General features: G+C 60.5%; 23 protein-coding genes and 1 pseudogene. 11 read left to right on the top strand and 13 right to left on the bottom strand.

Annotated features, from left to right (window positions below; genetic code table 11):
• Window positions 1–187: 187 nt before the first annotated feature.
• Window positions 188–829 (bottom strand): TetR/AcrR family transcriptional regulator, encoded by a 642-nt coding sequence (locus VLA07_RS09310; protein WP_333989093.1) that lies wholly within the window; start codon window positions 827–829, stop codon window positions 188–190.
• Between the two features lie 241 nt (window positions 830–1,070).
• On the opposite strand from VLA07_RS09310, the gene VLA07_RS09305 reads away from it, so the two are divergent.
• Window positions 1,071–1,706 (top strand): hypothetical protein, encoded by a 636-nt coding sequence (locus tag VLA07_RS09305; RefSeq protein WP_333989092.1) that lies wholly within the window; start codon window positions 1,071–1,073, stop codon window positions 1,704–1,706.
• A gap of 41 nt (window positions 1,707–1,747) precedes the next feature.
• Here the strand turns inward: VLA07_RS09305 and VLA07_RS09300 are convergent, their stop codons facing one another.
• Together VLA07_RS09300 and VLA07_RS09295 are read right to left on the bottom strand one after the other, a co-directional pair.
• On the bottom strand, window positions 1,748–2,293 hold the full coding sequence (locus VLA07_RS09300; protein WP_333989091.1) for a hypothetical protein: 546 nt from the start codon (window positions 2,291–2,293) through the stop codon (window positions 1,748–1,750).
• An 82-nt stretch (window positions 2,294–2,375) separates the two neighbouring features.
• Window positions 2,376–2,666 carry a DUF7693 family protein gene (locus tag VLA07_RS09295; protein WP_097088070.1) on the bottom strand — a complete coding sequence of 97 codons (291 nt, stop codon included), beginning with the start codon at window positions 2,664–2,666 and terminating at the stop codon, window positions 2,376–2,378.
• A 158-nt stretch (window positions 2,667–2,824) separates the two neighbouring features.
• Between VLA07_RS09295 and VLA07_RS09290 the strand changes: the two genes are divergently transcribed.
• A complete protein-coding gene (locus VLA07_RS09290) occupies window positions 2,825–4,270 on the top strand; it encodes a SulP family inorganic anion transporter (RefSeq protein ID WP_333989090.1) in 1,446 nt (481 codons plus the stop codon).
• A gap of 114 nt (window positions 4,271–4,384) precedes the next feature.
• Here VLA07_RS09290 and VLA07_RS09285 read toward each other — a convergent pair whose 3' ends face one another.
• Window positions 4,385–5,278 (bottom strand): DMT family transporter, encoded by an 894-nt coding sequence (locus VLA07_RS09285; protein ID WP_333989089.1) that lies wholly within the window; start codon window positions 5,276–5,278, stop codon window positions 4,385–4,387.
• A gap of 88 nt (window positions 5,279–5,366) precedes the next feature.
• On the opposite strand from VLA07_RS09285, the gene VLA07_RS09280 reads away from it, so the two are divergent.
• Window positions 5,367–6,698 (top strand): aminotransferase-like domain-containing protein, encoded by a 1,332-nt coding sequence (locus VLA07_RS09280; protein WP_096795617.1) that lies wholly within the window; start codon window positions 5,367–5,369, stop codon window positions 6,696–6,698.
• 64 nt (window positions 6,699–6,762) lie between these two features.
• On the top strand, window positions 6,763–7,149 hold the full coding sequence (locus tag VLA07_RS09275; protein WP_027614707.1) for a c-type cytochrome: 387 nt from the start codon (window positions 6,763–6,765) through the stop codon (window positions 7,147–7,149).
• Window positions 7,150–7,212: 63 nt separating this feature from the next.
• On the opposite strand, the gene VLA07_RS09270 is transcribed toward VLA07_RS09275, so the two are convergent.
• From VLA07_RS09270 to VLA07_RS09260, 3 genes are all read right to left on the bottom strand, one after another.
• Window positions 7,213–8,856 carry a sensor domain-containing diguanylate cyclase gene (locus tag VLA07_RS09270; RefSeq protein ID WP_210557711.1) on the bottom strand — a complete coding sequence of 548 codons (1,644 nt, stop codon included), beginning with the start codon at window positions 8,854–8,856 and terminating at the stop codon, window positions 7,213–7,215.
• A gap of 226 nt (window positions 8,857–9,082) precedes the next feature.
• Window positions 9,083–9,562 (bottom strand): phage infection protein, encoded by a 480-nt coding sequence (locus VLA07_RS09265; protein WP_333989088.1) that lies wholly within the window; start codon window positions 9,560–9,562, stop codon window positions 9,083–9,085.
• Between the two features lie 124 nt (window positions 9,563–9,686).
• Window positions 9,687–10,256: a chorismate mutase gene (locus tag VLA07_RS09260; RefSeq protein WP_247268636.1), complete on the bottom strand. Its 570-nt coding sequence runs from the start codon at window positions 10,254–10,256 to the stop codon at window positions 9,687–9,689.
• A 126-nt stretch (window positions 10,257–10,382) separates the two neighbouring features.
• On the opposite strand from VLA07_RS09260, the gene VLA07_RS09255 reads away from it, so the two are divergent.
• A complete protein-coding gene (locus VLA07_RS09255) occupies window positions 10,383–11,741 on the top strand; it encodes an MATE family efflux transporter (protein ID WP_333989087.1) in 1,359 nt (452 codons plus the stop codon).
• 98 nt (window positions 11,742–11,839) lie between these two features.
• Window positions 11,840–12,400: a YceI family protein gene (locus VLA07_RS09250; protein ID WP_333989086.1), complete on the top strand. Its 561-nt coding sequence runs from the start codon at window positions 11,840–11,842 to the stop codon at window positions 12,398–12,400.
• Window positions 12,401–12,415: 15 nt separating this feature from the next.
• Here the strand turns inward: VLA07_RS09250 and VLA07_RS09245 are convergent, their stop codons facing one another.
• Together VLA07_RS09245 and VLA07_RS09240 are read right to left on the bottom strand one after the other, a co-directional pair.
• Window positions 12,416–12,628 (bottom strand): YXWGXW repeat-containing protein, encoded by a 213-nt coding sequence (locus VLA07_RS09245; protein WP_027614713.1) that lies wholly within the window; start codon window positions 12,626–12,628, stop codon window positions 12,416–12,418.
• 41 nt (window positions 12,629–12,669) lie between these two features.
• A complete protein-coding gene (locus VLA07_RS09240; RefSeq protein WP_333989085.1) occupies window positions 12,670–12,993 on the bottom strand; it encodes a YXWGXW repeat-containing protein in 324 nt (107 codons plus the stop codon).
• A gap of 179 nt (window positions 12,994–13,172) precedes the next feature.
• On the opposite strand from VLA07_RS09240, the gene VLA07_RS09235 reads away from it, so the two are divergent.
• Window positions 13,173–13,859 carry a GNAT family N-acetyltransferase gene (locus tag VLA07_RS09235; RefSeq protein ID WP_103369584.1) on the top strand — a complete coding sequence of 229 codons (687 nt, stop codon included), beginning with the start codon at window positions 13,173–13,175 and terminating at the stop codon, window positions 13,857–13,859.
• Window positions 13,860–14,058: 199 nt separating this feature from the next.
• On the opposite strand, the gene VLA07_RS09230 is transcribed toward VLA07_RS09235, so the two are convergent.
• Window positions 14,059–14,697, bottom strand: coding sequence for a TetR/AcrR family transcriptional regulator (locus VLA07_RS09230; protein ID WP_096795609.1), 639 nt, complete (start codon window positions 14,695–14,697; stop codon window positions 14,059–14,061).
• An 86-nt stretch (window positions 14,698–14,783) separates the two neighbouring features.
• Between VLA07_RS09230 and VLA07_RS09225 the strand changes: the two genes are divergently transcribed.
• Window positions 14,784–15,371 carry an NAD(P)H-dependent oxidoreductase gene (locus tag VLA07_RS09225; protein WP_282413454.1) on the top strand — a complete coding sequence of 196 codons (588 nt, stop codon included), beginning with the start codon at window positions 14,784–14,786 and terminating at the stop codon, window positions 15,369–15,371.
• Between the two features lie 92 nt (window positions 15,372–15,463).
• Here the strand turns inward: VLA07_RS09225 and VLA07_RS09220 are convergent, their stop codons facing one another.
• Window positions 15,464–16,582, bottom strand: a complete 1,119-nt coding sequence (locus tag VLA07_RS09220) for a DmpA family aminopeptidase (protein WP_333989084.1) — start codon at window positions 16,580–16,582, stop codon at window positions 15,464–15,466.
• 147 nt (window positions 16,583–16,729) lie between these two features.
• The gene (locus VLA07_RS09215) at window positions 16,730–17,845 is read right to left on the bottom strand and encodes a polyamine ABC transporter substrate-binding protein (protein WP_333989083.1); all 1,116 of its coding nucleotides are present in this window, start codon (window positions 17,843–17,845) and stop codon (window positions 16,730–16,732) included.
• Between the two features lie 111 nt (window positions 17,846–17,956).
• Between VLA07_RS09215 and VLA07_RS09210 the strand changes: the two genes are divergently transcribed.
• The 3 genes from VLA07_RS09210 to VLA07_RS09200 all read left to right on the top strand — a co-directional run bounded on the left by VLA07_RS09210 (window position 17,957) and on the right by VLA07_RS09200 (window position 20,272).
• Window positions 17,957–18,736: a helix-turn-helix transcriptional regulator gene (locus tag VLA07_RS09210; protein WP_333989082.1), complete on the top strand. Its 780-nt coding sequence runs from the start codon at window positions 17,957–17,959 to the stop codon at window positions 18,734–18,736.
• A 663-nt stretch (window positions 18,737–19,399) separates the two neighbouring features.
• Window positions 19,400–19,771, top strand: coding sequence for a DUF6124 family protein (locus tag VLA07_RS09205; protein ID WP_333989081.1), 372 nt, complete (start codon window positions 19,400–19,402; stop codon window positions 19,769–19,771).
• 141 nt (window positions 19,772–19,912) lie between these two features.
• The gene (locus VLA07_RS09200) at window positions 19,913–20,272 is read left to right on the top strand and encodes a DUF6124 family protein (RefSeq protein WP_333989080.1); all 360 of its coding nucleotides are present in this window, start codon (window positions 19,913–19,915) and stop codon (window positions 20,270–20,272) included.
• Window positions 20,273–20,462: 190 nt separating this feature from the next.
• Here VLA07_RS09200 and VLA07_RS09195 read toward each other — a convergent pair.
• Window positions 20,463–22,101: pseudogene (locus tag VLA07_RS09195) on the bottom strand (hypothetical protein); the annotation flags it as partial.

Here is a 22,101-nt window from a genome sequence, read left to right as displayed (position 1 = left end):
CCCCTGTGGGAGCGGGCTTGCTCGCGAAAGCGGTGAGCCTGTGACGCATGTGTGGGCTGACCCGACGCCTTCGCGAGCAAGCCCGCTCCCACAATGATTGAAGGTGTTCACGGATTTCCATGTCCAGCATGAGTTCCCTGTGGTGAGCGAGCTTGCTCGCGCTGGGCTGCGCAGCGGCCCTCAAACCTCAAGTCGCAAACAAAACCCCACGAATCGCCCCAACCTGCGGGGCCTCGACGCCCTCCAGCACCAGCCGCGTAATGGTCTCGGCTGCCGTCGCGTAATCCTCATCCTGCGGCACTTCGCGCCCGGTGATGCTGCCCATCTGCCAGCCAATATTGGTGTAGGTGCGGGTCGCCGACCAGATGAACAGCATCAGGTGTTCCGGGTCCACCGGGGCCAGCAGGCCGCGCTCGATCCAGCTGCGCAGGCAGTCGACGTTGCGTCGGGCTTCGGCGTGCAGCAGGTCGCGGCATTCGTCTGGCAACTGGTGCCCGCCGAGCAGCAGCTCGCCGCTGAATACCCTGGCAATCGCCGGGTGTTCACGGGCGATGCGGATGCGCGCGGCGATGTAGGCGCGCAGGCCGATCAGCGGGTCATCGCTTTCGCGCAACGCTGCCGAGGCTTCCAGCAGCGGTTCGACAAATCCCAGGAGGACTTTCGAGTACAGGTTTTCCTTGGTCTGGAAGTAGTAATACAGGTTGGCCTTGGGCACGCCGGCGCGGGCGGCGATGTCGCGGGTCTGGGTGGCGTCGAAGCCGTTGGCGGCAAATTCTTCGCTGGCGGCGGCGAGGATCAGTTGCTCGTTGCGTACGCGGATGGCGCTCATGGGAATACGGTGTGAATAGAAGGCATGGGCAGATACGGGCAATTTCGGTTTCGCAATATACAAAACTATATAGCGTCGAAGCCAGCTAACCGTTCCACTTGCGACAGGGCTGAGCGGATATTTTTGTGTAAATTTTCTGATTCAGTCTTTCCTCACGCGACCGCTCTCTCTAGAATCCGCCCCGCCTCCGCAATGGAGGCTCATTGCTATCATTTGGCTCGGTTCACATAGGGAAGACAACATGCAATTCGGGAAAATCCTGGCGCTGGGCCTGGTGCTTGCGCTCGGTGGTTGTGCCAGTTTCACCAAAGACGAAGTGGCGCCGGTCAAGCTGCCATCGATGGCCAGCTACGCCAACAAACCCAATGTCTATGTGGACTTCGATTTCTATCAGGGCGAGCCGAAAAGCGCTTCGGCCGTAGAAGTGCCGCAGGCGCGTGACCAGCTCAAGCCTGAGCTGCAAAAGATTCTGAGCGATTCGGGCCTGTTCGGCCGTGTCACCCTGGACGAGTTCCAGAAGCAACCGGGCGACTACAGCCTGCGTCTGAAAATGTACAATCATCCGCCGAATGCCGGTTCGATGGTGCTGGGCTTCATCAGTGGTTTCAGCCTGGGGGTGATCCCGGCATACGGCACCGATCAGTACACCATGAGCCTCGAAGCCGTGGACGGAACAGGTCAGGCCCTGACCACCGCGAGCAACCATGATGCGGTCGGTACCTGGATCGGCATCTGGTTCATTCCGCTGATGGGCAACACCCCGAAGGCGGCGGTCAACGACACCTTCACCCGTCAGGTCAATGCGCTGCTCAAGCAGATGATCGACAACAACAACCTGAAATACTCGGCACTCGAGCCCCGTACTCCACGGGCCTGATGGCAAAAAAAAGAGCCGCAATCGCGGCTCTTTTTTCGCCCTTACTTCAGGGCCTGGATGAACTGCGGATCGCTGTACAGTTCTTTCAGCAAGTCACGCAGCATCGGGTTGTAGGCGTTGACCGCATTCGGAATCGCAATGAAACCGAAGAAGCTGCTGCTCCACTGACTGCTGACATGCTTGGTCGCGTCGTAGACCACATTCTGTCCATTAAGCAACGTGAAGCGTGCAGCGAGTTCGCCATCGCCCGTGCCCATGCCGGCCGACAGGTTGTTCTTCACCACCAGCACTTTCAACTGACGCTGAGCCTGCGGATCAAGCAGACCGGCCTTGCGCAGTTCTTCGGTGATCGCGTCCTGGATATGCGCCGGGATGCTGCCGGATGGCGAGCGCACCGGATTGGCCCGCACAGTCAGCGAACCTTCGCCAGACTCGGCAGTTACCTGAGGATTGCTGATCGCTTGCAGGGGCGGGGTCTGCTTGAGCTTCTGAACGTTTTCGAAGCTCGGCTCATAGCGGGTCATGGTCATGCCACAACCTTGCAGCAGCACGGCCAGCATCGAGATCAACAACAGAGACTTTTTCACGGCGTTTCCTTGCGTGAGGAATAAGGGGGGCGAATTATGGGCAGAGTGCCATCATTGGGCAACCGACTTCACCGTGAAGTGCTCAGAGCTTCAACAGATTCTCGATCTGCGCCAGTTCCCAGGTACTGAGCAGATTCACCGGGTCGGTGCCGTAACGGCTATTGAAATGCCATTCGCGGCCATCCGGGCAGCGGCACTGTTCACAGTGATGCAAGTGCCCACCTTCAAAATCAAGCAACAGGCGCCAGCCCTCGATATCGACCGCGATCAGTCCGGCATCACTGGGTGTCTTGGATCTGTTGAACATCAGCACGCCCAGCGCAGCCTCGCGCAAGCGCTGGCAAACGTCGCGGGCGGTCAGCAATGCAGTCATGGTCGTACTCGATGGGGGGCAGAAGCGCGTCAGGATAAATCGCGCGTCGACGGGTGTCAGCGATCACTGGCCCGATTCCGAACTATTCCGTAACATCCGCTCCCCGCTTTTTTACGAACATCAGTGGCCGTACTCGTCGGCCGTCAGTCAGGTAAGCCATGAAACCAAAACGTCTGCGCGCCGATGTCCTGGCCGGACTCACCACCTCATTTGCCCTGTTGCCCGAATGCATTGCGTTCGCGCTGGTGGCGCATCTCAATCCGCTGATGGGCCTGTACGGCGCCTTCATCATTTGTACGCTGACCGCGTTGTTCGGTGGCCGGCCGGGAATGGTCTCCGGGGCGGCGGGTTCGATGGCGGTGGTGATCGTCGCGCTGGTGGTGCAGCACGGCGTGCAGTACTTGCTGGCGACGGTGTTGCTCGGCGGTTTGATCATGATGGCGTTCGGCTTGTTGCGCCTGGGCAAACTGGTGCGCATGGTGCCGCATCCGGTGATGCTCGGTTTCGTCAACGGCCTGGCGATCATCATTGCACTGGCGCAACTGGAGCATTTCAAGAGCGGTGAACATTGGCTCAGTGGCACGCCGCTGTACCTGATGACCGGGCTGGTGCTGCTGACCATGGCCATCGTCTACATCCTGCCGCGCCTGACCCGCGCGGTGCCGCCGGCATTGGTGGCGATCCTCGGCGTGGGCCTGCTGGTCTACCTGTTCGGTCTGCCGACGCGCACCCTTGGCGACATGGCGCACATCGCCGGCGGTCTGCCGACTTTCGCGCTGCCTGACATCCCGTGGACGCTGGAAACCCTGCGCATCATCGCCCCGTACGCGATTCTGATGGCGCTGGTCGGTCTGCTGGAAACCCTGCTGACCCTGAACCTCACCGACGAAATCACCGAAACCCGCGGCTACCCGGATCGCGAGTGCGTGGCGCTGGGCGCGGCGAACGTGGTCTCCGGCGCATTCGGTGGCATGGGCGGTTGCGCGATGATCGGCCAGACCGTGATCAACCTCAGCTCCGGCGGCCGTGGGCGTTTGTCCGGGGTGGTGGCGGGGGGGCTGATTCTGCTGTTCATCCTGTTTCTGTCGCCGCTGATTGAGCGTATTCCGCTGGCGGCATTGGTGGGCGTGATGTTCGTGGTCTCGCAGCAGACCTTCGCCTGGGCCTCGTTGCGGGTGTTGAACAAAGTGCCGCTCAACGATGTACTGGTGATCATCGCCGTGACCACTATCACCGTGTTCACCGACCTGGCCACTGCCGTACTCTGCGGGATCATCATCGCCGCGCTGAATTTCGCCTGGCAGCAGGCCCGCGAGTTGTACGCCGATGAGCATCTGGAAGCCGACGGCAGCAAGCTCTACCGCCTGCACGGCACACTGTTTTTCGCCTCGACCACGCCGTTCCTCAACCAGTTCGACTCGGCCAATGACCCGGCCCGTGTGACTCTCGATTGCCGGCATCTGAGCTTCGTCGATTACTCGGCGATTGCCGCGTTGAAAACCTTGCGTGAGCGATACGCCAAGGCCGGGAAGGAATTGCAGGTGTTTCATCTCTCGGAGCGCTGCAAGAAACTGCTCAAGCGCGCCGGCGTCGAACACCACTGATCAAGTGTGGGAGCGGGCTTGCTCGCGAAGGCAGAGTGTCATTCACCACACCAGTTGACTGACCAAGCGCTTTCGCGAGCACCCCCGCTCCCACAGATGGGATTCCAAACATAGCTACCCGGCGAACTTCTTCGCCCCGGCCACACAAAGAATCACGCCCACCGTCACCACCAGCATGCCGATGCTGACTTGCTCATGCAGCAACGTCGCTGCCAGCGCCAGGCCGAAAAACGGTTGCAGCAACTGCAGTTGACCAACCGCGGCAATCCCGCCCTGGGCCAGGCCGCGATACCAGAACACGAACGCGATCAGCATGCTGAACAGCGAAACGTAGCCCAGACAGACCCATGCCGACACGCTGATGCCGCTGAACGACGGCGGGGCCAGCCACAGGCTCGCAATTGCCATCGGGGGCAGCGACAAGACCAGCGCCCAACAGATCACCTGCCAGCCACCCAGGGTGCGCGACAGTTTTGCGCCTTCGGCATAACCCAGACCGCAGACCAGAATCGAGGCGAGCATCAGCAGGTCACCGGTGGGCGAGGCGGACAATCCCTGTGACAAGGCGAACCCCACCACCAGAGCACTGCCGAGGATCGAGAAGAACCAGAATACCGGGCGCGGACGCTCGCCACCGCGCAAGACGCCAAACAGCGCAGTGGCCAATGGCAGCAAGCCGACAAAGACGATCGAATGCGCCGATGTCACGTGCTGCAATGCCAACGCCGTCAGCAGCGGGAAACCGAGCACGACGCCCAATGCCACGATCAACAACGAAAACCACTGATCCCTGGACGGTCGCCGCTCACGGAACAACCACAACAGGGCAACGGCCAGGACGCCGGCAATGGCAGCGCGCGCGACGGTGAGAAACACCGGGTCAAACTCCAGCACTGCCAGGCGCGTAGCCGGCAGCGAGCCGCTGAAGCACACCACGCCAATAAAGCCATTGATCCAGCCGCTGGTTTTTTCCAGTGCCGGGTTGCTCACGTTTGAAGTCCGTTCCATACGATTCACACTCATTGTGGGTTGCTTTGAGAGAATCCTATGATCGAGAATCAGGACAATCAAAAAATTGTCATGGATACATCCCGACATGTCCCGCTCTCGTTACAAGACCCTCGTCGACACTTACGCCGCCGACATTCGCACCGGACGTCTGGCGCCCGGCACCCGTCTGCCGACGCACCGGCAACTGGCCACGCAGGAAGGGCTGGCGCTGGTCACGGCCTCGCGGGTGTACGCCGAACTCGAAGCCATGGGGCTGGTCAGCGGCGAAACCGGGCGCGGCACCTTCGTGCGCGAAACCTCGTTGTCGCCGGGGCAGGGCATCGACCAGAAAGATGTGGCCGTCGGCATGATCGACCTGAATTTCAACTACCCGTCCTTGCCCGGTCAGACGCAATTGTTGCGCACCGCACTGCGCCAGTTGGCGTTGTCGGGAGATCTGGAAGCGTTGTTGCGCTATCAGCCCCATGCCGGCCGGGCCCACGAACGGGCTTCGGTCGCGCGCCATTTGCTCAGTCGCGGTGTCAACGTCGACGCCGAACAAGTACTGCTGGTCAACGGCGCCCAGCAGGGGCTGGCGGTGACGCTGATGGCGTTGCTCAAGCCCGGCGATGTGATCGCCGCCGATGCGTTGACCTATTCCGGGTTCAAAGTGCTGGCCGAGGCGTTGCATCTGGAAGTGGTGGCGATCCCGGTCAACGAGCAGGGGCCGGATCTGGCCGCGCTGGAAAAACTCTGCCGCAGTCGCTCGGTGCGTGCGGTGTACAGCATGCCGACCCTGCATAACCCGCTTGGTTGGGTGATGCCAATCGAGCAGCGCGAAGAATTGGCTGCCATCGCGCGGCGGCATGATCTGACCCTTATCGAAGACGCGGCCTACGCTTTTCTGGTGGAAGACCCGCCGCGTCCTCTGATCGACCTGGCGCCTGAGCGCACGGTCTACGTTTCGGGCCTTTCGAAGAACATCGCCACCGGCCTGCGCGTCGGTTTCATTGCTGCGCCTGCGGCCCACGTTCCGGCACTGGAGCGGGTGATTCGCGCAACCACCTGGAACACCCCGGGACTGATGACCGCGATCGTCTGCGGCTGGCTCGACGACGGCACCGTGATCGAACTGGAAGCGCAAAAACGCCACGATGCTCAGGCGCGCCAGGCACTGGCTGCCGAGTTGCTCAAAGGGTTGCCGTGCGTCGCCCATCCAAACTCGTATTTCCTGTGGCTGCCCTTGCCGGAAGACGTGCGTGCCGATCAGATTGTGGTGGAGCTGATGCAGAAGCAGATTTCGGTCACCACAGCCGAGCCGTTTGCAGTGTCGGCGCATGTGCCGCATGCAATTCGACTGGCCCTGGGTTCGGTGGAAATGGATGTGTTGCGGCAGGCCTTGACCACCGTCAGGAAGGTCATCGCCGCTTACCTGTAAAACGAGGCCCGGGGGACAGATGTTACCCTTGCGCAGCCAGATTCAAGCCGTTCCGGAACCCTAGATGAAAAACACCGTTGCACTCTTGCTTGCCTTGACCGCCACCGCCGTACTGTTCAGCTCGACCACCCGCGCCGCAGGCGATCCGCAAGCCGGCGAAAAGATCTTCCCGCGCCTGTGCGGCGGCTGCCACCAGGTTGGCCCGGATGCGCGCCCGGGGTTCGGCCCGCAACTCAACGGCATCATCGGTCGAGCGGCCGGCACCTCGGCCAATTACGTGTATTCCGAGGCGATGAAAAACTCGGGCAAGACCTGGGACCGCGAAACGCTGACGGCGTATCTGAAAGATCCAAAGGGCGTGGTGCCGGGCACACGAATGATTTTCTGGGGGCTGAGTGACGAGGAGAAGATCGATAATTTGCTGGCGTATCTGCAGCAGTTCTCCAATTAAAGATTTTGCTCGGCCGGCCCGGCAAACCAGGCCAACGGCATTTGCGAAGTCAAAGAGGGCTGATCAAGCCACCTGATTACGGCCCGCCGCTTTCGCCTGATACAGCTGCTGGTCGGCACGTTTGATCAGCATCGTGTGGCTGTTGTCCGCCGGGTCGGCCAGCGCGACGCCAATGCTCACCGTGACCTGTCCGATCTCGGGAAAGTGCGCCTGGGCCACGGCGACACGGATCTTTTCGGCGACCACCTCTGGAGTATCAGGCTGGGCGACTTCCGGCAGCAGTACGGCGAATTCCTCGCCGCCATAACGGGCGACGAAGTCTGTGGCGCGCACGCTGACCTGAATGAGCTGCGCCAATTGCTGCAACACGTCGTCGCCAATCGCGTGGCCGTAGGTGTCGTTGATACGCTTGAAGTGATCGGCGTCGATCAGCAGCAGGGCAAACGGTCGCCCGGTGCGGCGGAACAGCAGACTGTATTCGCTGAGTTTTTCATCGAAGCGGCGGCGGTTGTAGACGCCGGTCAGGGCATCGTGGGTCGCCAGGTTCAACAGGTCGGCATTGGCCTGCATCAGTGCCGCGGTGCGCTGGGCGACGGTGGCTTCCAGCGAGGCGTTGGCTTCCTGCAGTTCGCGCTCCTTGGCCAGCAGCGACCGGGTCATGGCGTCGATCGACTGCCCAAGCTGGGCGATTTCCCGCACCGGGTGCTGCAGCGGGAAGTGTGCGCCGGGCTGCTGGTTCTGCACCTGTTTGGCCGAGTGCGCGAGTTGCTCAATCGGCCGGCTCAGATACTGCGCCAGATAGTACGCCACCAGCCCGAATGCCACGGCGGCGGCCACACCCAGCAGCAACAATTTATAGAGCAGCAGGCGCGCCGGCTCCAGAGCGGTGTCCAGTGGCTGGCGCACGGCAATCGACCAGGACAACGCCGTACTCGAAGGCGTCGGTACGGTGACCATGCTGGTCAGGTAACCGTTGCCGACCGACCAGCCCGGCGACTTCGAATCATTCACCGCCAGTTGCTGGCCCATCAGGGCTTCCGGGTACAGCACCTTGCCGTCGTGATCGATGATCAGCGCTTCGATATCCGGCGACGCATTTTTATGCGAGAACGCTGCCGATTCGACGATACGCGTCACCCAGCTCCAGTGCGCGTGCGCGCCCAGCACGCCAATCACCTGGCCGTCGGCGTTGCGGATCGGGGCGGCGAAGTCGATGAAACGCAGCGGTTCGCCGTTGGGCGTTCCCGGCAGCAGTTTGGCCAGCAACACCGCTTCGTGCGGGTCACCGGTGTACTCACCCCGCAGGCCAGCCTGGAACCATGGCCGTTGCTGCACCGATTGCCCGACCAGCAAATTATTGACCGCTTGATGCACATGGCCCTCGGCATCGGTCACGCCCATCCACGCATACTCGGCCCGGGCCTGGGTGCGCAGTTGCATCGATTTGAGAATCGCCGGGTTGTCGAGGTCGCCGCGTTCCAGATGCGGCGCACGGCTGAGCAGGTAGACCTCCAGCTGGCGCTCGCGTAATTGGTCACCGAGCAACGTTGCCGCAGAACGCGCGGTATTGAGCAGTGAATTGCCGCTGACCTGTTTCATCTGTTCGGTGGCGATATGCCCGACATAGAAGCCGACGATCGCCAGGGTCAGCAGGGACAAACCGGCGAACCAGAGGGTCAGGTGACTTCGCAGACTGGCTTTGAGCATGGGCAGGCAAATTCTGTTTGAACGTTGTGGCCGCATGGTATGCGCATTAAGCGTCGGGCTGCCAGTCGGTCGCTTCGGATAAGCACCGTCGGAAGTTTCGCCAATGCCCTACAAGGCAAGATCCTTTCTGACGCGGGTTGTTGAAAAGAACCACGCCAGCAAACGACGAAATGTAAAAGCCCGGCTGATCAGGCCGGGCTTCTTTGACTGCTTTAGAGCCGTTGTTTTATGCATTGCGGCTTTCGATCAGACGATCCGAACCACCTTCAGCGACGCGGCGTTCCTGCAGACGATCCGAACCACCTTCAGCGACACGGCGTTCCTGCAGACGATCCGAACCACCTTCAGCGACACGGCGTTCCTGCAGACGATCCGAACCACCTTCAGCGACGCGGCGTTCCTGCAGACGATCCGAACCACCTTCAGCGACACGGCGTTCCTGCAGACGATCCGAACCACCTTCAGCGACGCGGCGCTCCAGCAGACGATCCGAGCCACCTTCAGCGACACGGCGCTCCAGCAGACGATCCGAGCCACCTTCGGCAACACGGCGCTCCAGCAAACGATCAGAACCACCTTCAGCCAGACGGCTTTCAACCAACTTGTCCGAGCCGCCTTCAGCGACCAAGGTGTGAACGGGTGTTGCTGCAAAAGCGTTGACTGCAAGAACCGAGAAAGCGATGCCGAGGATGGTTTGGCGTTTCATGATCGTGTGCTCCGGGGTGTATTGGGTTGGTATGGAGCTGATGTTACGCCGCGGATTTTTTATGAGAACTTCATTGGCGTGATGGTGACTATCGACGCCAGCGATGTATGCCGCAAGTCCGGATTCAGAGCTTCTGCGCCCGAATGCATAGTTCTCCGGTGGCGCGGGTCAGGGCCAGATCATGCAGTGCGTCGTGTGTCAGGCCCTGCCGGGCCTTGGCCAGCCAGACCGGGCAATTCGGGTCGCGGCGATGCGGCGCGAAGTCGGCGTACTGGCGCAGCAGGCGGGTTTGCAGCTCGTCGAGGCGCGGACGAATCTGCTTCGCCAGATCCGGTCGCGGGGTGTCCGGCGCCGCACCAGCCGCTTGCCATTGCGCGAGCAATCCGTACTGCACCAGTTTGTTTGCCTCCATTTGTGCAGCGATCAACTGGGCGACTTCTTCGGGGTCGAGCTGGTGTTCGGTCGCCAGGGTGCGGGCATTGGCGATGACCTGGGCTTCGCGCGGGCTGTCCTGAATCGGCTTGCCACTGTCCCATTTGGTCAGCGCCACCAGGTCGCCGATGTTCAGGCGTTCGTTCAAGGTTGTCAGCAACGGACGCAACGATTCGGAGGAAACAGGGGGCTCGGCGGCGCCGGCAGTGTGGCTGAACAGAACCAGCAGGGAACAGGTCAGAGCATTTCGCAGCGGAGTCATGGGCAGGCGCGTTCCACAAAAAATAGTGCCGACATTTAAGCCTTGAGCAGAGGCGATGTCGACCGACTTTATCCCGCCCATCTAGCGTAATATCCCTCGCATCTCCCACCCCGAGAACGATCCTCAATGCAAACCCCCAGCACCATCAAACCGCTCTGGCAAACCTACCTGCTGTTCCTTGCGCCGATGGTGTTGTCCAACTTCCTGCAATCGATGTCGGGCACGGTCAACAGCATTTACATTGGGCAGATGCTCGGTACGCAAGCGCTGGCGGCGGTGTCGGGGATGTTTCCGGTGATCTTTTTCTTTATCGCGCTGGTGATCGGCCTGGGCGCGGGCGCCGGGGTGTTGATCGGCCAGGCGTGGGGGGCGCGCGAGGCACACATGGTCAAGGCGATCGCCGGGGCAACGCTGTTGCTGGGGGTGTTGATCGGCTTGCTGGCGGCGGTGCTGGGCAGTGTGTTTGCGCGGCAGGCCTTGCAGGGGCTGGGGACGCCGGCGGATGTGCTGGACGATGCGGTGGCGTATGCGCACGTGATGATGTGGATTCTGCCGTCGATGCTGGTGTTTGTGCTGTTCACGCAATTGCTGCGCGGAGTCAGCGACACCGTGTCGCCACTGTTGGCGCTGATTGTGTCGACCTCGGTCGGGCTGGCGCTGACCCCGGCGTTGATTCGCGGCTGGTTCGGTCTGCCACAGTTGGGCATTCAGAGTGCCGCCTTCGCCGGACTAGCCGGTAACCTGTCGGCCATGACGTGGCTGGCGTGGCGGCTGATTCGCAAGGACCATCCGCTGGCGCCGGACCGCGAGTTCTTCGCGGCACTGCGCGTGGACGCGGCGATTCTCGGCAAGGTGCTGCGCATCGGCCTGCCGACCGGGGTGCAGATGATCGTGTTGTCGCTGTCGGAGCTGGTGATTCTGGCGCTGGTCAACCAGCACGGCTCGCAGGCGACAGCGGCCTATGGCGCGGTGACGCAGATCGTCAACTACGTACAGTTTCCGGCGCTGTCGATTGCCATCACCGCCTCGATCCTTGGCGCCCAGGCCATTGGTGCCGGGCAACTGCAACGCCTGGCAGCGATCCTGCGCACCGGGCTGTTGATCAACGTGTGCCTCACCGGCGGTTTGATCGTGCTCGGTTACCTGTTGTCGCACTGGTTGCTGGGATTGTTCCTGACCGAAGATTCGACCCGGGCGATGGCTGAGCACTTGCTGCACATCATGTTGTGGAGCCTGTTGGTGTTCGGCTTCCAGGCGATCATCGGCGGCATCATGCGCGCCAGCGGAACGGTGCTGGTGCCGGTGATTATTGCGATTGTCTGTGTGGTCGGCGTGCAGTTGCCGGCGGCTTACTGGCTGGACGGTCAGTACGGTTTGCAGGGCGTTTGGATGGCGTTCCCGGTGGCGTATCTGGGCATGCTGGTGTTGCAGACGCTGTATTACAAACTGGTCTGGCAGCATCAGAAGATCGAGCGGCTGGTCTGAGCCCGAGCCACATCGGCAGACAAATGACATGGCGCATTCGCCGGTTGTTTGCTTAAGTCAGTCGAGGCCTCGAAGGTTTGCCCTGTCCGGAGAATCCCATGCGTGCTCGATTCACCGCTGTGGCCCTGTTTGCCTGCCTGTGCGTCACGAGCGCGGCGCAGGCCGCTGAATACAACCGCGTCAACACCACCGCCAGCCAGATCAGTTTCACCTACAGCCAGATGGGCTCGCAGATGTACGGCACCTTCGGCAAGTTCGACGCGACATTGCAGTTCGACAGCGACAACCTCGCCGACGCCCACACCACATTGCACATCGACCTCAACAGCATCGACGCCGGCAGCACCGACGCCAACACCGAACTGGTGAAACCGGCGTGGTTCGATACGCAGCGCTTTCCCGTGGCGGTGTTCGAGTCCAGCCGTTTTACCCGGGTCACGGGCAATCATTATCTGATCGCCGGCCAGCTCACCCTCAAGGGCATCACCCGCGAGGTGCAGGTGCCGGTCGAGCTGAAACCGGACAGTTCGATCGGCATTTTCGACGGTGAACTGGTGCTCAAGCGTGACCAGTTCGGACTCGGGGCGGGGGAGTGGGCGGACACTGTGGTGTCCAACGACATCGCGATCAAGTTCAAGGTGGTGGCGCCACAGCAGTGACGCCAGCCGCTCAGGTCAATAGGCGCGCCAGTGTCCCGGTGCCCAGCGCCACTCACGTCCATCCCAACGATAGTGACCGGCGACCCAGTGATAACCGGGCGCTGGCATGACCGGCACGACTTCCACCGGCGGCGGTGGCCGATGCGGCCGTACCGGTTCGACAATGCAGCCCGACAGGGTGATCGCGACCAGTGAGGCGGCGAGCAGGGTTTTCAGGTTTCGCGACATGGTGGTCTTCCCGGTAGATAAGTTGTTGTTGCCGAGCGGGTTCAACGGGTCCAGTGGCCTTCGACCCAGTACCAGTTAGGACCGCGCGCCTGCCAGTGGCCTGGTCGCCAGTGCGCGCCGTACCTCACCGGTTGCCAATGACCGGGCATCCACACGTAGCCGCGTCCTTCCCAGCGCCAATGGCCCTGATCCCAGACATAACCGGGGCGCGGGCCGGGCATCACTTCCATGCGCATCGGCGGCGGTGCCTGCTGAATGTAAACCGGGGGTTGTGCAAACACCGGGGTGCTGGCCAGCGCTGCCAGGGTCAGCGGCACCAGCAACAAGGCTTGCCGCCATTTGAACAGTGAACGCAAAACGCTCATGACAACTCCTCAAGGCCTGCGTGAAAAAAGTGAACGCAGCTGAAGAATTGGACGCCAAATCGACGAAAGATCCGCTCCACGGAGGATGAAATTTTCTTCAGGTCAACCGCGAGCTCCTACATAAAGCAGGTGGTGGGACACGGTATGATGTCGCGGTTTTCCGCCGGAGTTCAGTTGTCATGCCACGCATCACCCACTACAAATCCCCATGCCCCGAAAGCGTCAACAGCCAGATTCTGCAACTGGTGGTCGATTACCTGACCGACATCAGCGCGGTCGGTCTTGGCCCGAGCAATCTGCTGTACAACGTCTATCAGTACGCGGTCGGCTATGAGGTGCATCTGTATCTGGAGGCGCTGAATGGCGAGAAGGGCACCGAGGTGGAATTGCTGGTGGCGACGGCCGAGGACGACCCGGAGCGGGTCATAGGTTTCCTCTTGTACCTGCCGGTGCAAGGCGATTGGGAAGCGTGCAGCGTCGCCTACATGGCCGTGCGCGAAGGCTATCGGCGCCAGGGCGTGGCGCGAGCGATGATCGGCGAGATGGTCAGCCGTTATCCGCACGCCGAGCTGACCTGCAGTGTCGGCAAAGTGCCGTACTTCGAGGCGCTGGGTTTCGAGGTGATCGGCGCGCGCGAAACCCAGGTGCTGATGAGCACCCGGCATTACCGCAGCAATGGCCTGCGCGGTTTCATCGACACCACACCGATCTATCGCTCGCTGGAAGTGCAGCAGATCCACACCTACCTGCTGCAGAAAAACGGCAAGCGCGCGATGCTCGATGCCGAAAAACAGCGCGACCGGCATCTGGATCAAACTACCCGTCACGTCGAAGAATTTGTCCGCCAGCGCCTGACGCTGCACTGAGTCCTGAGTCCGGCGCAAAAAACGGACAAAAAAAGAGCCTCAAGGCTCTTTGATGGGGAGAAGTAGAGCCCATGAGGCTCAAGCTGCGCATGAAACAGGGAACAGGCTTGATTTGGGGTTCAGAACACCCGTTCCCTACGCAGTCGCTCAGGAGTCAAGCGCCTGCGTACCTTCATCATGGGAACGCGCGGGGGCTGACTCAAGTACCGCTAGTCGCACGGGCGGCGGCCCGTTCCACCATCGCGATGATGGTCGCGAACAATTCGTCCTTCGCTTGCCCGGCACTGATTTCAGCACTGGCGGCAGCATTCGACAACGCCTCGGCGGCACCGAGCATCGCGCGCAAACCGGCCTGGGTGATTTCCCCGCCAGCAGCCAGCGGTTGCAGCACACTGCGGCACTTTTCGAGGAAGATTGCCTCGTAGTCGCGCTTGATCTTTTCCAGTTCCGGCGTGCTGCCCAGCGCTGCAATGACCCCCGGAATCTCATTGCCCTGCAATAACACGCAATCGACGTACGCCGTGGCGATCACCGTCGCGGTGTCGATCAGCGTTGGCGGACACTGGTCGATCGCTGCATCCATCACCGCAGTCTGGCGAGTATCGAAGTCGCGATACAGCGCCGCGAGCAAGCCCGAGCGAGTGGTGAAGTGGTCGTAGACCACCGGTTTGGTCACCCCGGCCTTGTCCGCCAGATAACCCAGGGTCAGGGCATCGGTGCCCTCGGCCCGAATGATCTGCCAGGCGACGTCGAGCAACTGGCGGTTGCGATCTTCGCGCGACAGGCGACGTCGCGGCTGGGCAGGGGAATCGGCTTCGGTCATTTCTGTGGTTGACATTGTTTATATACCAAACGTAACTTACTGTTCGTAACTTACCAAGAGTATATAGCCCTTGGTCAGCGCAAACTTACAGGAGAATGACCATGCACGCATTGATTGTTGTGGCGCATCACGAACCGCGTTCGCTGACACACAGCGTGGCAACGCAGATTGCCGAGGGCTTGACCCGCGCCAACCCCGCCAATACCCGGGAAATCGCCGATCTTTACGCCGAGGGATTTCAGCCGGTGTTCGGCGCAGCGGATTTCGCCGTGCATCACCGCGAGGCGCAGCCGCCAGCCGACGTATTGGCGGAACAGGCACGGATTGATCGGGCCGACGCTCTGGTGCTGGTATTCCCGGTGTACTGGTGGTCGATGCCGGCGTTGCTCAAGGGTTGGATTGATCGGGTGTTCAGCAATGGCTGGGCGTTTGATTTCGCTGGCGACCTCAAGCATGTGAAGAAGCTGCAGCGCCTGCGCGTGCATCTGGTCGGGCTTGCGGGGGCCGATGAACGCGCCTACGAACGTCACGGTTATGGCCCGGCGATGAAGGCGCAGATCGAACACGGGATTTTCGATTACAGCGGGGCGACGGTGGTCAGCTCGACGCTGATGGTGGAATCGGAGGTGCGTGATCCGCAGGAGCATCTGCAGACGGCACGGCACATCGGCGCCCAGATGTTCACCTGAACCTCACCTCCTGTAGGAGCTGCTGAAGGCTGCGATCTTTTGATTTATGAAAGCAAGGTCAAAAGATCGCAGCGTGCCGCAGCTCCTACAGGTCAGCGGGCGCCGGGCCAGCCAGCCTTGGCGAGGGCGGCGAGCAGTGTTTCCTTATCCAGCCCCGGTACCGCATGCCCGTTGCCCGCGGTGCTCTCGCTGGCGAGCAGGGCGTTGATGATCGCTTCTTCGACCGCCTCGGTAGCCGCGAGGAACAGCTCGCTGATGTGGTCGTTGTTGACCATGCGCAAGCCGTCGCAGGTCGGCGCGCCTTTGCCCTCGTAGGCGGCGGGCGGCACGTGATCGTTGCCGGTGGCGAAGGCGATGAAGATGTCGCCGCTGTGGTCTTCGTTACCGCCGCCGCTGCGCGCCAGACCGAGGCTGGCGCGTTGCGCGAGACGCGTGCATTGATGCGGCAGCAGCGGTGCGTCGGTGGCCAGGCAGACCACGATCGAACCCATGCCCGGATGCGGCAGCGAAGCCCGCAGGAACGGCGAATCCACCTGCTCCATGTAGCGACCCACCGGATAACCGTCGACCCGCAACTCGCTGCGAATGCCGTGGTTGGCCTGGACGATCGCGCCCACCGTCCAGCCGCCCTGAGCGCTGCTCAAACGGCGTGACGCGCTGCCGATACCGCCCTTGAATTCGTGGCAGATCATGCCGCTGCCGCCACCGACGGCGCCTTCTTCAACGGCACCGTCATGCGCTGAATGCAGCGCCTCGGCGACATGCTCGGGTTTGACGTGAAAACCGTTGATGTCGTTGAGCAAGCCATCGAAGGTTTCCAGCACCACCGGCATGTTCCAGTAGAGGCGCCCGTCGTCCGGTTGCTGTTGGCGATCCAGCGCAATCAACGCATCGCGCACGACGCCGAGGCTGTGGGTGTTGGTGAAGGCGATGGGACTGGTCAGCAGCCCGGCCTCGCGAATCCACTCAAGGCCGGTGGCATCGCCATTGCCATTGAGCACATGCACCCCGGCGAAGCACGGTTGCTGGTTGGTCGAGCCGCGGCGCGGTTCGATCACTGTGACGCCGGTGCAGATGTCACGTCCGCTGTCGCTGCGGCCACGCACGTTACTGTGGCCGACGCGCACGCCGGGGACATCGGTGATGGCGTTGAGCGGGCCGGGTTGCAGCTGGCCGATGCGGATGTTGAGGTCACGGGCACGGGGTTTCATGTTTTGTCTCTCTGTAAAAATCTGAAGGACTCACGGACTTTGTAGGAGTGAGCCTGCTCGCGATTGCGGTGAGCCAATCAACAAAGATGTTGAATTCAAAGACGCCATCGCGAGCAGGCTCACTCCTACAGGGGAAATGTGTTGGGGTTACTGGCCGTTCTTGACCTTGCTCCACACCCGCGTGCGCACGCGTTCGGTGGCTTTGGGCAGCGGTTCCAGGGTGTACAGCGTGGCCATCGCCGCGGCCGACGGATACACCGCCGGATTATCCCGCGTGGCCGCAGCCACCAGTGGCGTCGCGGCGCGGTTGCCGTTGGGGTACGACAGGTGATCACTGACCGGCGCGATCACTTCCGGGCGCAGCAGGTAGTCGATGAACGCCAGACCCTGAGCGCGGTTCGGCGCGTCCTTGAGCAGCACCAGCGTGTCGAACCACACCGGCGCGCCTTCCTTGGGCAGGCTGTAGGCGATCTTCACGCCGTTGTGCGCCTGCTCGGCGTTGGTCTTGGCTTCGAGCATCGCCCCGGACCAGCCCACCGCCACACAAATGTTGCCGTTGGACAGGTCACTGATGAATTTCGACGAGTTGAAGTAGGCAATGTGCGGGCGCAATTTGAGCAGCAGCGCTTCGGCTTTCTGATAGTCCTCGGGGTTGGTGCTGTTGGGCGGCAAGCCCAGGTAGTGCAGGGCGACCGGGAGCATTTCCGACGGCGAGTCGAGCATCGCCACCCCGCACTGGCCGAGCTTGGCGAGGTTCTCTTCCTTGAACACCAGATCCCACGAATCCAGCGGCGCCTTGTCGCCGAGCGCGGCGCGCACTTTGTCGACGTTGTAGCCGATGCCGTTGGTGCCCCACAGATAAGGCACGGCGTATTGATTGCCGGGATCGTTGTTGGCCAGTTTGCTCAGCAGATCGCTGTCCAGATTGTTCCAGCCCGGCAGTTGATCGCGAGGCAGCGGGGCGAGGGCGCCGGCCTTGATCAGCGTTGGCAGGCTGAAGTTGCTCGCCACCACCACGTCGTAACCGCTGCGGCTGGTCAGCAGTTTGCCTTCGAGCACTTCGGCGCTGTCGAAGGTGTCGTAAACCGGTTGAATGCCGCTGTCGCGCTTGAAGTCAGCCAACGTCGTGGGGCCGATGTAGTCGTACCAGTTGTAGACATGCACGCTCGGTGTGTCGGCGGCACTGGCGACGGATGCGACGCCAAAACAGGCGAGCAGGCCAAGGTTGATGCCCCGGTTGATATAGCCACGACGACAACGCATGATGCGGCACTCCTGGCCTGCGGCAGGCCGGTGATTGACAGGAGTGCTCAGCCTATCGGGGCGGGCACGCCTGACCCATTCCCATCATGGGTTACTCAAAAGGGGTAGAGCGTGGACGCGTTGTTGCAGGAGTTGCCGGTGCATCAAAGTCTGGCGCGGGTGTTTGCCGCCGTCGGCCAGGACGCTTTCTGGCGCGCGCTGGTCGACACGCTGCGCCTGCTGGTGCCGCTGGACAACGCGCTGGTGGCGCTGATGAAGGCGGGGCAGGCACCGCAATTGCTGATCGACTTCGACAGCAAGGGCCGCGCCGACGAGCAGGAAGAACTGGCCGGCTACACCGCTGGCATGTACCTGCTCGATCCGTTCTACCAAACCGCCTCGACCGGCATCGCCGACGGCCTGCACAGCCTGGCCTCGGTGGCGCCGGACCAGTTTCTGCACAGCGAGTATTACCAGAGCTACTTTCGCTCGGTGGTCGGTGAGGACGAGTTGCAGTTCATGATCAACATCGAGGGCGGCGTGCTTGGCCTGTCACTCGGACGCTCGACGGCTTTCGATCTGGCGGAGCAGGGCCGTCTGCTGTGTGTGCGCGACTGGGTGTTGGCGGCGATGCGCCGACACGTGCAGCTGTTGCCGCCACAAGGGACCGGCACCGAGCCGGTGGCGGGGGATCTGGCAACGCTGCTCGATCGCTTCGATGCGCGCCTGACCACCCGCGAAGTCGACACCGCGCGGCTGATTCTGCAGGGCTTTTCCAGCAAGGCCATCGCCCAGCAAATGGGCATCTCGCCGGAGACGGTGAAGGTGCATCGGCGCAATCTCTATCACAAGCTCAATGTGACCGGGCATGGCGAACTGTTTGCGCTGGTGTTGCGCCCACCGACTGCTTGAACCTGTGGGAACTGGCTTGCCAGCGATGACGCCCTTACAGCCAACCAATCCCCAAATGAATACACTCAATACAACTGTAAGGGCCAGCCTGCTGGCGAAGGCGGCTCACCAGCCAACCAATCCCAAACTGAATGCACTCAGTCAAATTGTGGGAGCTGGCTTGCCAGCGATGGCGGCCTGCCAACCGACCAACCTCCCACCTGAATGCACTCATTCCAACTGTGGGAGCGGGCTTGCTCGCGAAAGCGGCCTGCCAGACAACATCAAAACAACAGGGTAACTCTCGATACTCCCGCGCATATAAACCTAACCCCGCAACCACGTTTAAAGTACACGAACCGTTACGCCATACCGGCTACAACGCCTTGCGCCGTTACCTACGCCTACGCCAGAATCCGCCGGCTTACACGGCTATGGGCCGGGCTATATCCTTTCCCTGTCACTGAAAATCAGTGATCGGGTTTGGTAGCCCGTCTGTAATAGCTGTATGGCAACACCTTTGCAGTCCCTTTGCGGGGCTCGGTTTTATGGTGGTCATGCGTGGGGCTCACTCGTGAGCGCCGGGTTCCTATTGCAGCCGGTCTACCAACCCGCGTATGGCCACCACCCCTCGTTTGGTAGCGAGAGTGATGGCTCCTGAATAACTGCAATAGGAGTACATCCATGTTCAAAGCCACACCCAACCCCCCAGACACCTCGATCCCGTACGACCCAGCCCTCGACCCGCAGAAGATAAAAGCGGCAACCGACCGCGCCATCAACTTCTACCTCAACCCCGGCGCACTGAAGATCTCGATCCCTTCAACCTCGTCATGCAGGGCAAACAGAATCTTCCTCATCGACCCCACCGTGGACGAAGAAACCTTGCTCGTCGAAGCCTGCGAATCATTAGCCGCCGCCAGCGACATGGCCCGCGATATCGGCGACTCCATCGACAACCCACAGCGCCGGGCCATGCTGATGCTGCATCAGGTGATCATGCTCAGTGAACTGATGGTCAACCGGGTACTCGATGGCCGCCGCGTGCCGAACTAACTGCCCGGCACACCTGTAGGAGCTGCCGCAGGCTGCGATCTTTTGATTTTGTTTTTCAAGATCAAGATCAAAAGATCGCAGCCTGCGGCAGCTCCTACAGTGAGTAATCCTTTCAAAGTGCCCCGATCGGAGTTCCAGCTGATGTCCGAAACCTCAACCAATCCGCCAATCACAGACCCGGTATCGCCGTACGAATCCCTCAACACCAGAAAGCTCCACGAAGCCGCCGAACGCGCCCTCGACCATTACCTCGCGCCCGCGAACATCATGGCAACGCCGTACACCCCCAGCAGCATGTTCCTGGTCAACCCACAAACCGACACCGAATCCCTGCTGGCCAACGCCTGCGAATCCTTGGCCTCGGCCACGGTGATGCTCGGGGATTTCGCCGGGACGCTGGAGGGGCCGAGTCGCAATACGGCACTGGGCATTGCCCAAGTGGTGATGCTGGGCGAGTTGGCGGTGAATCAGGCGCTGGATAATGTTGTGCCCAAGGAATAGGCGCTGACAGTTCTGGCCTCTTCGCGAGCAAGCCCGCTCCCACAGTGGATCTTCGTTGATCACAGGTTATGTGACCGGCAAAAGAAACTGTAGGCGTGAGCTTGCTCGCGATTGTGTCTAGTTCTGATATAGGTATAGAAGGTCCTCCTTCTCAAGAAAGACCTTGGTATAGCCTTTTTTATTTCTTGGCTTATCCCGCAGCTATGACCGTCAGGTATTTGTTATTACAGGCAATGGCACGTGTACCGTCGGGCGTGATGGCAATTCCCATCACGCCCATAGCAGGGAGGTGAGCGTCTAATATTACTTCCAGACTTACCGTATCTATGACCGAAACAGCACTAAAGGTGTCATGCGAAGTCAGAAATACGTGTCGGCCGCCGGGCGCGATGGCGATATGTTTAGAACCTCGCATCACGCTAATGTTCTTTTTCACCGACTGGCTTGGCACATCGATTACTACTACCTTATTTGCGGCACTAGCAACAATAAACGCATACAGGCCGTCTGGAGTGATGCCTATGCTCGTCAAGCTGCCCTGGGTCAAAAGCGCAATGGTCTTAATCACCAAGTAGCTCTTCGTATCGATGATCGAGACAGATTGGTTGAGGCTATCGATAACAAAAGCCTGCTTGCCATCTGGCGTGATTGCAATCTCGGAGGGTCGACTATTCGCCCCTGTGAATATTGTCTTGATCACTGACAAGCTCTGTACATTGATGACGCTGACTGAACTTCCGTTGAATGCACTAACAAAGGTGTGTGTGCCGTCTGGTGTGATGGCAATCCCGAATGGGTAGGGGATTGTCTCAATGCCAATGGTTTTAATCACTGACAGATTCAACATATCGATGACAAAGAGGATGTTCCGACTTGTAATAAAAGCTCGCGAGCCATCCGGCGTGATGGCAGCGTGTGTGGGGTAGTCACCGATTCTGGTTGTCTTAATCTGTGATAGGTTCACCGCATCGTAGAGCCCGACGGAGTATGAGTTATCAACGGTCAAAACACGCAAGCCGTCCGCCGTGATGGCAATATTTTTTGCGCTCGAATTGTGTGCAACCAACTCCGTATATCCAACAATCGTCAGCCTCGCCGTGGCAGTTTTAGTACCGCTAACAGCGATCAAATTGTAAGTTCCAGGGTTTCCTTTGGCTTTCACACCACTAACGGTCAGCATACCGTTATTGTCAGTCCAGAAGTCACGGGAACCATTGCCGTTGTCGGCATAGGTGAAGCCTGCTGGCAGGTTCAGGGTGATTTTTTCATTCGGAACAGGCACGCCTTGAGTCGTACTTGAGTTCAGGACGATGTCCTCGACCAGGTCGTTATATTTTTTCAAATACGGCTGGTTGATAAATGTCAGTTCTGCCTCATGAATCGCCTTTACGGTATAGGTACGCACAGGGAAGACCACTGCCTCGCTCTCATCCGTGCTCTTGCCGAACGCGGCCTTGAATTCCATGGTCAGCGGGCTGCCATCTTTAAGGTTTCTCAAGCCTGCAAAGGCGATGCTCCGCTCGTAATAACCTTGATTGATCCACGTATCATTGACCTGTGAGGTGGGTGCCGTATGGATCGGAAGGTTGTAGTCGCTGCCATCCGCGTTCGTCCCTTTCAGACGCAGCCAGACATATTGGCCTGTGGCAATCAACGGCCAGACGCCCATGCGATAGGTGGCATTGCTGGTCAGATTCCCTACGTTGAACTCCGGGCCTTCTCCGTCGTTGTCCGCGTCCTTGATGATCGGTTTGAGCAGTTCATTCTGCGGCATGCTCAACACAGTCAAATCAAAGACGAGGGACGGCAGCGGCTTGTCGTCGCGGATG

It is taken from the genome of Pseudomonas sp. S3(2024), from assembly GCF_036861315.1.
Lineage (GTDB): Bacteria > Pseudomonadota > Gammaproteobacteria > Pseudomonadales > Pseudomonadaceae > Aquipseudomonas > Aquipseudomonas putida_A.
This window is presented reverse-complemented; position numbering and strand designations above follow the sequence as displayed.